The organism is Prosthecobacter sp. (genome assembly GCF_014879935.1).
GTDB lineage: Bacteria > Verrucomicrobiota > Verrucomicrobiia > Verrucomicrobiales > Verrucomicrobiaceae > Prosthecobacter.
Map to the genome: position 1 here is coordinate 138106 of NZ_JACSRD010000123.1, position 12132 is coordinate 150237.

Annotated in this window: 12 protein-coding genes; 10 read left to right on the forward strand and 2 right to left on the reverse strand. The window is 62.3% G+C overall.

Annotated elements, in window-relative coordinates:
- Positions 1-68: 68 nt before the first annotated feature.
- A complete protein-coding gene (locus IAE77_RS09630) occupies positions 69-818 on the reverse strand; it encodes a DUF2334 domain-containing protein (RefSeq protein WP_294225310.1) in 750 nt (249 codons plus the stop codon).
- Between the two features lie 46 nt (positions 819-864).
- Entirely contained in the window at positions 865-3114 is a 2250-nt protein-coding gene (locus IAE77_RS09635) for a PVC-type heme-binding CxxCH protein (protein WP_294225313.1), read from the reverse strand.
- A gap of 167 nt (positions 3115-3281) precedes the next feature.
- On the opposite strand from IAE77_RS09635, the gene IAE77_RS09640 reads away from it, so the two are divergent.
- The 10 genes from IAE77_RS09640 (at position 3282) to IAE77_RS09685 (ending at position 12125) form a co-directional block, all read left to right on the forward strand.
- Complete coding sequence (locus tag IAE77_RS09640; protein WP_294225315.1) at positions 3282-4409, forward strand: Re/Si-specific NAD(P)(+) transhydrogenase subunit alpha; 1128 nt, start codon at positions 3282-3284, stop codon at positions 4407-4409.
- A gap of 7 nt (positions 4410-4416) precedes the next feature.
- Positions 4417-4698 (forward strand): NAD(P) transhydrogenase subunit alpha, encoded by a 282-nt coding sequence (locus IAE77_RS09645; protein ID WP_294225318.1) that lies wholly within the window; start codon positions 4417-4419, stop codon positions 4696-4698.
- Positions 4699-4714: 16 nt separating this feature from the next.
- A complete protein-coding gene (locus tag IAE77_RS09650) occupies positions 4715-6106 on the forward strand; it encodes an NAD(P)(+) transhydrogenase (Re/Si-specific) subunit beta (RefSeq protein ID WP_294225321.1) in 1392 nt (463 codons plus the stop codon).
- A 97-nt stretch (positions 6107-6203) separates the two neighbouring features.
- Positions 6204-7547 carry a DUF1501 domain-containing protein gene (locus tag IAE77_RS09655; protein ID WP_294225324.1) on the forward strand — a complete coding sequence of 448 codons (1344 nt, stop codon included), beginning with the start codon at positions 6204-6206 and terminating at the stop codon, positions 7545-7547.
- 202 nt (positions 7548-7749) lie between these two features.
- The gene (rpsB, locus tag IAE77_RS09660; RefSeq protein ID WP_294225326.1) at positions 7750-8442 is read left to right on the forward strand and encodes a 30S ribosomal protein S2; all 693 of its coding nucleotides are present in this window, start codon (positions 7750-7752) and stop codon (positions 8440-8442) included.
- A gap of 24 nt (positions 8443-8466) precedes the next feature.
- Positions 8467-9063, forward strand: coding sequence for a translation elongation factor Ts (gene tsf, locus IAE77_RS09665; protein ID WP_294225327.1), 597 nt, complete (start codon positions 8467-8469; stop codon positions 9061-9063).
- A gap of 210 nt (positions 9064-9273) precedes the next feature.
- Positions 9274-9408: a hypothetical protein gene (locus IAE77_RS09670; protein WP_294225329.1), complete on the forward strand. Its 135-nt coding sequence runs from the start codon at positions 9274-9276 to the stop codon at positions 9406-9408.
- Between the two features lie 83 nt (positions 9409-9491).
- The gene (locus IAE77_RS09675) at positions 9492-10556 is read left to right on the forward strand and encodes a 3-deoxy-7-phosphoheptulonate synthase (RefSeq protein WP_294225331.1); all 1065 of its coding nucleotides are present in this window, start codon (positions 9492-9494) and stop codon (positions 10554-10556) included.
- Positions 10553-11542 (forward strand): PfkB family carbohydrate kinase, encoded by a 990-nt coding sequence (locus tag IAE77_RS09680; RefSeq protein WP_294225334.1) that lies wholly within the window; start codon positions 10553-10555, stop codon positions 11540-11542. The genes IAE77_RS09675 and IAE77_RS09680 overlap by 4 nt, the downstream gene beginning before the upstream one ends.
- Positions 11543-11618: 76 nt before the next feature.
- Positions 11619-12125 (forward strand): SIS domain-containing protein, encoded by a 507-nt coding sequence (locus tag IAE77_RS09685; RefSeq protein WP_345780976.1) that lies wholly within the window; start codon positions 11619-11621, stop codon positions 12123-12125.
- Positions 12126-12132: the final 7 nt, after the last annotated feature.

Below are 12132 nucleotides of genomic sequence, written 5' to 3' on the forward strand. Positions count from 1 at the left end.
AGACGGCCGGAGAGTGGCGCGTCCACCCGCTGATGCAAGGTGGAACTTCAGCCGTCACGGACAGGCTCTCAATGGGCGGAGCGCCTGGCGAGATATTCGCTCGGGGTCATGAAGACGACGTTCTTCGATTTCAGGAAGTCGATGATCTTCGTGAAGCCGGACCAGCGCTCGTCATTCCACTGCTCAGGATGGCCTTGGAGCACGAGGACGTCTTTTTGCGCGGCGTGCTTCTCGTAGAAGGCGATGAACTTGTCCGCGTCGGGCACGAAGGTCGGATTTTCGAGCGCCATGACGCGTGGGATGCTCAGGCGTGTGAAGAATTTTGGCTTCGCTGGGCCGTAAAGCCAGATCTTGACCTCGGGCACGCCTTCCATGGCCTCGTCCGTCGCATCCGTGGTTCCGCTCCAGTGCGGACCGAAGGCCGGGAACGTGAAGCCGAGCTTTTCCTTCGCGAGTCGCTCGCCTTTGGCCAGGATCGCGCGTTGCTCGTCGGCGGTGCCGTTCTCGAACTCGCCGGTGTCGCTCGCGCCTCGCATCTTGTAGCCATGCATCCAGAGTTCGATGCGCCCGGCGGCCTGCACGTCCTTCAGCCACTGAAAATACATCGGGTTGTCCTTCTCCAACGACTCGGTGATGACACCGAAGGAGCCTTTGATGTCCTGCGCGATGAGATAATCATGCACCTTCTGCCAGCGGTCCGACACCGGCTTTGTGCCGACACGCCGCGCGATGACGTCATCGAGCTTCAAGAGGATCACCTGCTGGGCGGGGCAGACAGAAACGGCAAAAAGGCTGAGAAGGAGAAGCAGACGGAGCATGCGCTCATTCCATGGACTTCGTGGGAGATGTCAACTCCGGCCGACTTCACGGTTCAAGGGGCGACCGCAAAAACGCGATGATATTCGCGATTTGCGACGGTTGGAGGGCCTCGCCGAGGCCTGCGGGCATCAGCGAGACATTTCGCACCGTGCGGATGTCGGCGCGTTTGCGCAACACGGTGCGTTCGCTGCCGCCGGGGAGCTTCAAGGTGATGCTGGTGGGTGAATCGGAGGCGGTGATGCCGAGCAGGGTCTCGCCGCGATGCGTTTTGGCGTGGATGGTGTCGTAGCCGGGCCGTGCGGCTTCGCTGGGGAAGAGGATGTCGCGCAGGATGACCTCGGGGGCGCGTTGGAACTCGGCATCGAGATCCGGACCGACGGCGAAGCCGATGCCGTGGCTGCGATGGCACGCGGAGCACATGGCGGTGAAGAAGGTTTTGCCTTCGGCGAGGTCGGGTTGCTGCTTCAAGGCTTCCAAAATGGCCGGGACGCGTTTTTCCCACGCGGCGATTTGAGCGGCGGTGGGCGCTGTGGGCGCGGGCACGTCGGTTTTGGTCGTGAGCGGCTTGGTGTCTTCGAGACCGAGCTTCAGAATGTCGTGCGCTTTGCCAGTTTGGACGACAGCGAGGCATTCGGTGAGTTCTTGGACGTTTCCGCGAGCGGCGATGATGCCGGCGAGATTGGCCATGACGGGCTCGCTTTGGCCGGAATCGGCGGCGAGAGCTAAAAGGAGGTCTTTTTCGATCTTGGAGGCTGAACTGGCGATGGCGGCGTCCATCCAGCGGAGTTGGCCGTGTTTTCGTGCGAGAGTCAGAAGCGCGTCTTTTTGCGGTCCGAGGCTCAAAGCAAGCTGGAGGGCGAGTTGAGGCTCCCAAGCGGCTTTGAGGTCGATTTTGGACGTGTCGTCCGTTTCACGAAGTTGGAGCACTTTCGCGTCGGCGGTGCTGAGAGGTGGTTTGGACCACTTTTGCTTTGCTTCGAGGATCCACACGCGACCGCGATCATGGCCGTTGATGAGGCCGTATTGCTGCTGGAGGTGCCGCGGGATGGCGGAGTAGTCTTCAATGATTTCGCGGTAGTAATCGACGATGGCGAGATGGCCCTGCGGCGTCTGCGTGAGTGCGATGGGATGGAACCACGCATCGCGCGAGGCGAGGAATTCGCGCTGCTCCTCGCCCTTCACACGCTGGAGTCGCAGGCGTGTGCCATCGCGCACGATGTCGGCGCGGTGGATGAGGTTTTGCGCGGGTTCGCAGACGAAATACTGGCCGCGCCAGACGATGGGTGAGCACGCGCTGGTGAAGTAGCCGGACGCGGCGGCATCGCTGAGGCTTATTTTGCGGTAGAAGGCGAAGTATTCGGCATGCTGCTCCCGCTTCGTGCGCCACGGATGCGGCGCGGCGATGGGATAGACGCGTGTGTCGTCGCTGGCCGGTGCATCGAGCACCGGCGCGGCGGCATCGGGATTCCGCGTGAGGTAACGCCACGGCATGGGCGTGACGTAGAGGCCGGGATGCGTGGTGGTGGCGGTGAAGCGCTCGCCGCTGTCAGTGAAGGCCATGCCGGTGGTCTTCGTGCTGCCGCTGACAGGCTCAATGGCGCTGCCGTCGGCACGAATGCGGAAGTCGGTGGGCGGCAGATCGACAGGCTTTTTCAAATGCGGGCCGGTGATGGTGCCGGTGGCGTTGCCACGGCCGAAATACAGCCAGCCATCGGGTCCCCGAGTCGGTGAATTGATGCGACGCTCGAGAATCGGCGAGCCGAAGCCGGTGAAGAGCTGCTCATTCACATCCGCTTTGTCGTCGCCATCGCTGTCTTTGAGGAAAACGATGTGCGGTGAGCACGCCACGATGATGCCGCCATTAGCAGCGGCGATGCCGTGACAGGGTGGTAGTCGATCTGCCCACAGGATGGCTTGGTCCATGACGCCGTCGCCATCGGTATCGCGCAGCAGTTTCACGGTGCCGTAGGTTTCGGCCTCGGCTTTCTTCTTGGCTTCCTCGCTGGCCTGGATGCGGCGCACTTCGAGGTCGAGCCGGCCGGTTTTGTTCAGCTCGTCGATGTCATACTGGCCTTCGAGATTGTAGCCGTGCAGTTCGCAGACAAAGCAGCGGCCTTTTTCATCCCAGCAGATGCCGGAGGGCTCGGTGATGAGCGGTTCGCTGGCGAGGAGTCGGATCGAGTAGCCTTCCGGCACGGCGAATTGCTTCACACTTTCCGCAGGCGGCAGCGGCTTCGGTGCATCGTCGGGACGCGGGATCTCACCAAGCACCGTCCCACCAACCACCGCAAGCATGGCCGGACAAAACAGGGCCAGGGATCGCAGCGCCCGTCTTTCTTCCGGCAAAGCTGGCATTCGGAGCGTATTCATTCCACCAATACAGCCCGTCCGCGCCAAATCTCCCGGATTCCTGCCCGCGAGATGGGGCGCCTGGACGACGTTGTAGTCAGCGCCACCAGCCTATGACTGCCGTCTTTCCAAAGGAGACCCATGCGGGAGAATCGCGCGCAGCGGCGGTCCCCGAGCAGGTGGCCAAGCTGAAGGCGCTGGGATTGGAAATCGAGGTGGAAGCGGGTGTGGGTGCCTCCTGCGGACACACGGACGACGATTACGCGAACGCAGGGGCGACCGTGCGCAGCGATCGCGCGGCGATGATTCAAGGCGGGGACATCGTCGCACGGGTGCGCAAACCCTCGGGCGACGACGTGGCGCAGATGCGCGATGGCACGGTGTGCATCGCGTTGCTCGATCCGTTCCAATCACCGGACCTCATCAAGGTGCTGGCCCAGCGGGGGGTGACCGCGATCAGCCTGGAGATGATTCCCCGCAGCACTCGGGCGCAGAAAATGGACGTGCTGTCGTCACAGGCGAGTCTGGCAGGCTACGCGGCCGTGATCACCGCAGCTGCGCAGACGGGGAAGATTTTTCCGATGATGATGACGCCTGCGGGCACGATCAAACCGGTGAAAGTCTTCATCATCGGCGCTGGCGTGGCCGGTTTGCAGGCCATCGCGACGGCAAAACGCCTCGGCGCGAAGGTGGATGCCTTTGACACGCGCCCGGCGGTCGAGGAGCAGGTCAGATCGCTCGGCGCGAAGTTTGTGAGGATCGAAGTCGGTGAAACCGGGCAGACCGAAGGCGGCTACGCGAAAGCGCTTACTGACGAGCAGCTCAAGCTCCAGCGCGAGGGCATGACGCGTGTGTGCGCGGAGTCGGACATTGTCATCACCGCAGCGCAGGTCTTTGGACGACGCGCGCCGATTTTGCTCACAAAGGAGATGCTCGACGCGATGAAACCGGGCAGCGTCGTCGTCGATCTCGCCGTGGAAAGCGGTGGGAATGTGGAGGGCGTGGTGGCGGATCAAATCACCGGCCGCAAGGGCGTGAAGATCGTCGGCACGGCCAATCTGCCAGGCACGGTGCCGGTGCATGCCAGCCAGATGTTTTCCTCGAACATCACCGCACTGATCACGGAATTCTGGGACAAGGAGTCGAGGACGCTGAAGCTGAACCTCGACGACGACATCCTGAAAAGCTGCGTCGTGACGCACGGCGGGCGCATCGTGAACGAAAAACTCGCCGCCACCTGATCCCGTCATGCCCGCTGAAATGCTCGTGTTCTTCATTTTTGTGCTGTCGATCTTCCTCGGCTTCGAATTGATCTCCAAAGTGCCCTCGATGCTGCACACGCCGCTGATGTCCGGCACGAACGCGATCCACGGCATCATCCTGATCGGCGGCATGATGGCGCTGGCAGGCGCGGAGGGATTCATCCAGCACGTCGCGGGTTTTCTGGCCGTGGTGCTCGGCGCGGCCAACGTTTTCGGCGGCTTCATGGTCACCGACCGCATGCTGCAGATGTTCAAACGGAAGAAATGAGACGCCTGCCGCCGCCATGATCACCTCGCTCGCCTTTCTCATCGCCTCCGTGCTGTTCATCAGCGGCATCAAGCTGCTCGCGTCGCCAAAGACGGCCCGCCGGGGCAATCTCGTGGCCGGCCTGGGGATGCTGCTGGCGCTGCTGGCCGTTCTGCCGCTGCTGCACAATGCCCACGGTGGAAGCGTGTCGCTGTGGAAGTGGTTCCTGCTCATCACCGGCATCCTGCTCGGCCTCGTGATCGGCGCGGCGGGTGCCTACAAGGTCAAGATGACCGCCATGCCGCAGATGGTGGCGCTGTTCAACGGCGCTGGCGGAGGCGCGGCCGCTCTGGTGGCGGCGATCGAGTTTGCGCATGTCACGCGGGCCTCCAGCCTCACGTTTGTCATGGCGATGCTGTGCGCGGCGCTGATCGGCGCGGTGTCGATGTCCGGCAGCGTGATCGCATTTCTCAAACTGGAAGGGCGCTTCGACCAGCCGGTCACCTATCCCGCGCAGAAGCTGCTGAACGCAGGCCTGCTTCTGCTGTGCCTGCTCCTGGCTGTCGTGATGGCCGCCGGGGCGCACAGCGTGATGCTGATGGTGCTTTTTCTCCTGTTCGCCCTGACGCTCGGTGTACTGATGGTGCTGCCGATTGGCGGCGCGGACATGCCGGTGGTCATCTCCCTCCTGAACTCCTTCACCGGACTCGCCGTCGCGGCAGACGGCTTCGCCATCAACAACGTCGCCATGGTCATCGCGGGCACCCTGGTGGGCTCCTCCGGCACGATCCTCACGCTGGCGATGTGCCGTGCGATGAACCGGCCGGTGAGCAATGTGCTGTTCAGCGCCTTCGGCAAAGTCGATGCGAGCGCCGCCCACGCGAACTCAGCGACTGGCAGCGTCAAGCCGGTGCAGGCGGACGAGGCCGCGCTGCTGCTCGGCATGGCGGCACGTGTGGTGATCGTGCCCGGCTACGGACTCGCTGTGGCGCAGGCGCAGCATCAGGTGCGGCAATTGGCCGACGAACTGGCGAAAAAAGGGGTGGATGTGAGTTTTGCCATCCATCCGGTCGCCGGACGCATGCCCGGCCACATGAACGTGCTCCTCGCCGAGGCCGACGTGCCGTATGACCAGCTCATTGAGATGGAGGAGATCAATCCGGAGATGGAGCGAGTGGACGTGTGCCTGGTCATCGGCGCGAACGATGTGGTGAACCCGGCCGCGCACGAGGACAAGAGCAGCCCGATCTACGGCATGCCGATCATCGAGGCGGAAAAGGCGGGCACCGTGATCGTGATGAAGCGCAGCATGGGCAAGGGCTTCGCCGGCATTGAGAACGCCCTCTTCCTCCGCGACAACTGCCGCATGCTGTTTGGCGATGCCAAAGCGTCGCTGCAGGAACTGGTGACGCTGGTGAAAGCGGGCTGATCAGTTAGAGCCATCCCATAGCCTCCGTATTGGCTGCCTGATGTCCTCTCCCGATCACAGTTGCTCCGGCCACGGTGAGTCACACGCGTTCACCTTCATGAATCCGCGTGTGCGTGACGGTGTGGTCGTGCACAGCCGCCGCTCGGTGCTGAAAACGAGCCTCGCGGGGCTGGGCGGGCTCACACTGCCCGGTTTGATGAAACTGCGAGCAGACGGCAAAGCGACGAAGAGCGGCAAATCGGTCATTTTGCTCTGGATGACGGGCGGGCCCTCTCACATCGACACGTGGGATCCAAAGCCGGATCGGCCCATCGAGAACCGCGGGCCGTTCAAGACGATCCAAACGAAGCTGCCGGGCGTGCGCATCTGCGAATTCCTGCCGAAACAGGCGGCGATGCTGGATCAGTTCACGCTGATCCGCTCGGTCGATTGCCGCTTCAGCAATCATGAGCCGAACATGGTCATGCAGACGGCCAATCTGACCAACGAGCCGCGCACGAACCCGAAGGCGAAGTATTTCCCCTCCTTCGGCAGCATCGTGGCGAAGCATCACGGCGCGAATCATCCCGCGATGCCGCCCTACGTGGTGCTGAACATGAAATCGCGCTCGCACGTGGCCTGGGGCGGTTACCTCGGCACGCAGTATGATCCTTTCGATGGCAACAACGCCGCCAAGCTCTTCCAACTGCCCGCCGGGCTCAGCATGGACCGTTTGCAGGCACGCCAGGCGCTCAGCCGGCAGATGGACGGCCTGCGGGCGGAGATCGACGCCAGCGGCATGATGGGCGCGATGGACAGTTTTGGCCAGAAAGCCTTCGACATTGTCGCCGGCGGCCGTGCGCAGGAGGCCTTTGATTTGGAAAAGGAGCCGAAACAGATGCGAGACCGCTATGGCGACCACGATTGGGCCAGGCAGGCGCTGCTGGCACGTCGCCTCGTCGAGCGTGGCTCGTCCTTCGTCACCATCGACCTCAGCAATCACGGCGCGTCCGGCACCTGGGACAACCACGGTGACAACATCCCGCCCTACGGCGGCATTTGGAATGGATTGCGCCCGCTGCTGCCCGTTTTCGACCACGTCATCACCACGCTGGTCAGCGATCTACGGGAGCGGGGCCTGCTGGATGACACGCTCGTCATCGCGATGGGTGAATTTGGCCGCACACCGAATCTCGGCACGCAAGGCAGCACGGATGGCCGCAATCACTGGCCCGTCGTGATGAGCATGTGCATGGCTGGTGGCGGGTTCAGGCACGGGCAGGTCATCGGCGCGAGCACCAAAGACGGTGCGGAGATCGCCGAGCGGCCTGTGACGCCGTCAGATCTCGCCGCGACGATTTATCATCACATGGGCGTGCCGCTGGATGCGACGTACAACGACCATCAAGGCCGTCCGAACTTCATCGTCGATGGCGGCAGGCCGATTTCGGAGCTGATTTGACCCGCCAAAACGGTCAGCAGGTGACGTTTTCGGGGCGGAAAAACCACTTGCCGCAGCAGGGGTTGCCGGTAACATCGCGGCCCTTTTGCCGGGCCACGTTGGCCGGGTCAAAGGGTCCACCCCAAGCCGAATCGACCGGATCAGCCCCACGGCTGAGCGCTTTTCCAAAGCGTGCGGAAGAGAGGCGCTCTCACACAACATCATGTCAGCACAGATCCTTGCCGAGCTCGTCGAAGCCGGCGTTCACTTTGGTCACCAGACCAAGCGTTGGAACCCCAAGATGAAGGGTTTCATTCTCGGTTCGAAAAACCAGATCCACATCCTCAACATCGAGGAAACCGTCAAGCAGATCGACAAGGCCGCCGATTTCCTGGCCGACCTCGCCCGCAAAGGAAAGAAGATCCTCTTCGTCGGCTGCAAACGCCAGGCGCAGGAGGCCATCAAGCAGGCCGCCGAGGCCTGCGGCCAGTTCTACGTCAACCATCGCTGGCTGGGCGGCACGCTCACCAACATGGAGACGATCAAGAAGAGCATCGCACGTCTCAACTACCTTGAGGACATTGAGAACAAGCCTGAGTTCAAGCTCATGTCCAAGAAGGAGCTCGCCGGCCTCAACCGCGAGCGCATCAAGCTGGAGCGCAACCTGCGCGGCATCCGCAACATGGGCGGCAAGCCCGACGCCGTGGTGATCGTCGATTCCGCCCGCGAACACATCGCCGTGCATGAATCCCGCCGCCTTAACATCCCGATCGTGGCCCTGGTCGATACAAACGCCGACCCGAACATCATCGACTACCCGATCGCCGCGAACGACGACGCCATCCGCTCCATCCGCATCATCCTGCAGAAGCTGATCGACCCCGTCATCATCGCCGCCTCCGAGGCCAAGAAGTAATCCCAACCCTCACCAACCGACACAATGGCTGAAATCTCCGCAAAACTCGTCATGACCCTGCGTGAAAAGACCAACGCAGGCATGATGGAGTGCAAAAAGGCGCTCACCGAAGCCGGTGGCGACCTCGAAAAGGCAGAAACCATCCTCCGCAAGAGCGGCACCATCAAGGCTGAGAAGAAGGCCGACCGCCAGACGAAGGAAGGCATCATCGCCTCCTACATCCACATGGCCGGCCGCATCGGCGTCCTGATCGAAGTGAACTGCGAGACCGACTTCGTCGCCCGCAATGAAAACTTCCAGGCGCTCGTGAAGGACATCTCCCTCCACATCGCCGCCTCCAATCCCCGCTTCCTCCAGCGCGAAGACATCCCTGCGGATCTCATCGCCAAGGAGCGTGAGATCGGTGCCGAGCTCGTCAAAGGCAAGCCCGCGAACATCGTGGACAAGATCGTGGACGGCAAAATGGAGAAGTTCTACGCCGACAACTGCCTCCTTGAGCAGCCCTTCATCAAGAATCCGGACATCAGCATCCGCGACCTCGTGAAAGGCAAGATCACCGAGCTGGGCGAGAACCTCATCATCCGCCGCTTCGTGCGCTACGCCGTGGGCGAGGAGATCTGATTCGATCGACACAACAGTTCCCACGAGGGCGGTCGGCGACGACCGCCCTTTTTCGTGCCTGAAATTGCCGGACCGTCATCTCAAGAGCCTGCGAGAGGTCCGAATTGGTGGGATGGCATGTGTTACCTCAGATCTTTGCCCGTCAGCCTGATATTTAGCTTTGCTAAAATACCTGCCGCGTGCCAAATTTCCGTAATTGGCATATTTCCCATGCCCCCATCCAAGGCGGCTGCGGCCTTCTGCCTGCGTCCTCGTGCGCACCTTTCTCCATCGACTCGCGGTGGTGCCCGATTCATGGGCACCAACGGCGGCAGCATGCCTTCCGGCGTGAAGGGCGAACAGTGAACGACTGACGGCGCACTTTTTCAGTTTCCTCCGGGCCAGAATCCTCCATGCTGCGGCCCCATTTTTCGCCCCCTTCGTTTCCCGTGAGCCTTTCGCACCCCACTGACGACATCCGCATCGCCGAGATCCTGCCTTTGATCCAGCCGGCGCTGCTCATGCATGAATTCCGCCTCGGGGAACTGGAGTCTGCTTTTGTCGAAGAATCCCGTCGTCGCTGTGAGGACATCCTGACGCTGAAAAACGACCGCCTTCTCGTCGTGGTCGGCCCTTGCTCCATCCACGATCAGAAGTCAGCGCTCGAATACGCCCAGCACATCGTTGAGGCACGGCAGAAACACGGAGCCGACCTCGAAATCGTCATGCGCGTCTATTTTGAGAAGCCGCGCACGACCATCGGCTGGAAGGGCTTCATCAACGATCCGCACCTCGACGGCACCTTCGACATCAACAGCGGCCTGCGTGGCGCGCGCGACTTGCTCATCAAGCTGACCAAACGCGGCATTCCGGCCGGAACGGAGTTTCTCGATGTCATCACGCCGCAGTACATCGCCGATGTCGTCGTCTGGGGCGCGATCGGTGCCCGCACAACGGAAAGCCAGGTGCATCGCCAGCTTGCCTCCGGTCTTTCCATGCCGGTCGGCTTCAAAAACGGCACGGATGGTGGCGTTCAGGTGGCTTTGGACGCGATTGAGGCCGCCAAAGGCCAGCATTGCTTCCTTTCCGTCACCAAGGACGGCGTCGCCGCCATTGTGAACACGAAGGGCAACAACGCCTGCCACGTCATTCTGCGCGGTGGCAAGGGCGGCACCAACTTCGACGCCGCCTCGATCAAGACCGTGGCCGATCAACTCACGGACCGTGGCCTGCCTGCCAGCGTGATGATCGATTGCAGCCACGGCAACAGCCTCAAGGACTACCGCAAGCAGCCGGTCGCCTCGGCTTCCCTAGCCGAACAGATCGCCGCTGGCAGCAAAGCCATCACCGGCGTGATGATCGAAAGCCATCTCGTCGAAGGACGTCAGGACACCAAGCCCGGCCAGCCGCTCACCTATGGCCAGAGCATCACGGACGCCTGCGTGAACTGGGCCACCACCGAAACGATGCTCGACGAACTCGCCGCCGCCGTGCGCGAGCGCCGCAAAAAATGAACTTCACCCGCAACTGCCTCGGTAGCCTCGCGAAAGTGCGCATCCTCGTGATCGGGGACGTGATGCTCGACCACTTCATCTGGGGCCACGTGCGTCGCATCTCGCCGGAGGCTCCCGTTCCCGTCGTGGAGGTGACGAAGGAGGAGTTTTATCCCGGTGGCGCCGCCAACGTCGCCCGCAACATCTCGCCCTTCTCGACGCACACTCATCTCATGGGCCGTGTGGGCCGGGACATGGCGGCGGATCAGTTGCGCACGCTGCTGGTGGCGGACCAGATTGATCCCGCGCCCCTGCTGGTACATGAGACGCTTCCGACCATCTCCAAGGCGCGGGTCTCCGCCCGCCAGCAGCAGATCGTCCGGGTGGATCGTGAAAAACTGATGCCGCTGACCGATGACGAGCTCGCTGAGATCGAGCGCCGTCTGCGCGACCTCGCACCCAACCTCGACGCCATCATTCTGGAAGACTACGGCAAGGGTTTCATCACGACGCCGCTGATGCAGTTGGTCGCGAAAATCGCCTCCGAACACCAGCTCATCGTCACCGTCGATCCTTCGCCGCGCAATCCCCTGCCTTGGGCCGGAGTTTCGCTCGTGAAACCGAACCGCCTCGAAGCCTTCGCCGCGGCAGGTCTGGAAGATCATCTGCTGCCCGGCCCGCCGCTTGAAAACCAGGAACTGCTCGAAGTCGGCCGCGTTCTTCTCGGCAAATGGGATGTCGCCAGCGTGCTCGTCACGCTCGGCGAGCACGGCATGATGCTGTTTGAACGCGGAAAGGCGCCGCATCACATCCCGACACGCGCGCGCGAAGTTTTCGACGTCTCCGGTGCGGGCGACACGGCCATCGCGCTGCTCACGCTCGCGCTCGCCGCCGGATTCAAGCTGCAAGACGCCGCGGACATCGCCAACCACGCCAGCGGCATCGTCGTGGGCAAGCTCGGCACCGCCACGCTGACACCCGACGAACTCCTCGCCGCCTTTTCCTGACATGAGCACCGATTTCTCCTCTCTCTTCAAGACGCACCTGGATGAGCATCAGGACGCCATCGCGAAACTTGGCGCGATGAGCCATGAAATCGCCCCGCTGGCCGATGCGTGGCTCACAGCGCTGACGAACGGCAAAAAGATCCTCTTTTTCGGCAACGGCGGCAGCGCTGCCGACGCGCAGCACCTCGCGGCGGAGCTCGTCGTGCGCTATCGCATCAATCGTCCGGCCCTGGCAGGCATCGCTTTGACCACGGACACGTCCATCATCACCGCGCACAGCAACGACTTCGGCTTTGAGACGCTGTTCTCGCGTCAGATCGAAGCGCTGGCACAACCCGGCGATGTCGTCATCGGCATCTCCACCAGCGGCACGAGCAAAAACGTCCTTCTGGGCCTCCAGGCCGCCAACAAACTCGGCTGCGTCACCATTGCCTTCACCGGCGAAAAAGGCGCGGATTGCGCCGCCGAGGCCAAACTGGCCTTCAAAGCACCGTCGAGCATCACCGCTCGCGTCCAGGAGTGCCATCTCCTCATCGGCCACCTCCTCTGCGATGTGGTCGAGCAGGCTTCTGCCGCCGCCTGACGGCGGT

Excerpts from the sequence above, each read along its gene's own strand:
- IAE77_RS09630 (WP_294225310.1), bottom strand. The coding sequence starts at position 818 with ATGCTCCGTCTGCTTCTCCTTCTCAGCCTTTTTGCCGTTTCTGTCTGC.
- IAE77_RS09635 (WP_294225313.1), bottom strand. The coding sequence starts at position 3,114 with ATGCTTGCGGTGGTTGGTGGGACGGTGCTTGGTGAGATCCCGCGTCCC.
- IAE77_RS09640 (WP_294225315.1), top strand. The coding sequence starts at position 3,282 with ATGACTGCCGTCTTTCCAAAGGAGACCCATGCGGGAGAATCGCGCGCA.
- IAE77_RS09645 (WP_294225318.1), top strand. The coding sequence starts at position 4,417 with ATGCCCGCTGAAATGCTCGTGTTCTTCATTTTTGTGCTGTCGATCTTC.
- IAE77_RS09650 (WP_294225321.1), top strand. The coding sequence starts at position 4,715 with ATGATCACCTCGCTCGCCTTTCTCATCGCCTCCGTGCTGTTCATCAGC.
- IAE77_RS09655 (WP_294225324.1), top strand. The coding sequence starts at position 6,204 with ATGAATCCGCGTGTGCGTGACGGTGTGGTCGTGCACAGCCGCCGCTCG.
- rpsB (WP_294225326.1), top strand. The coding sequence starts at position 7,750 with ATGTCAGCACAGATCCTTGCCGAGCTCGTCGAAGCCGGCGTTCACTTT.
- tsf (WP_294225327.1), top strand. The coding sequence starts at position 8,467 with ATGGCTGAAATCTCCGCAAAACTCGTCATGACCCTGCGTGAAAAGACC.
- IAE77_RS09670 (WP_294225329.1), top strand. The coding sequence starts at position 9,274 with ATGCCCCCATCCAAGGCGGCTGCGGCCTTCTGCCTGCGTCCTCGTGCG.
- IAE77_RS09680 (WP_294225334.1), top strand. The coding sequence starts at position 10,553 with ATGAACTTCACCCGCAACTGCCTCGGTAGCCTCGCGAAAGTGCGCATC.
- IAE77_RS09685 (WP_345780976.1), top strand. The coding sequence starts at position 11,619 with ATGAGCCATGAAATCGCCCCGCTGGCCGATGCGTGGCTCACAGCGCTG.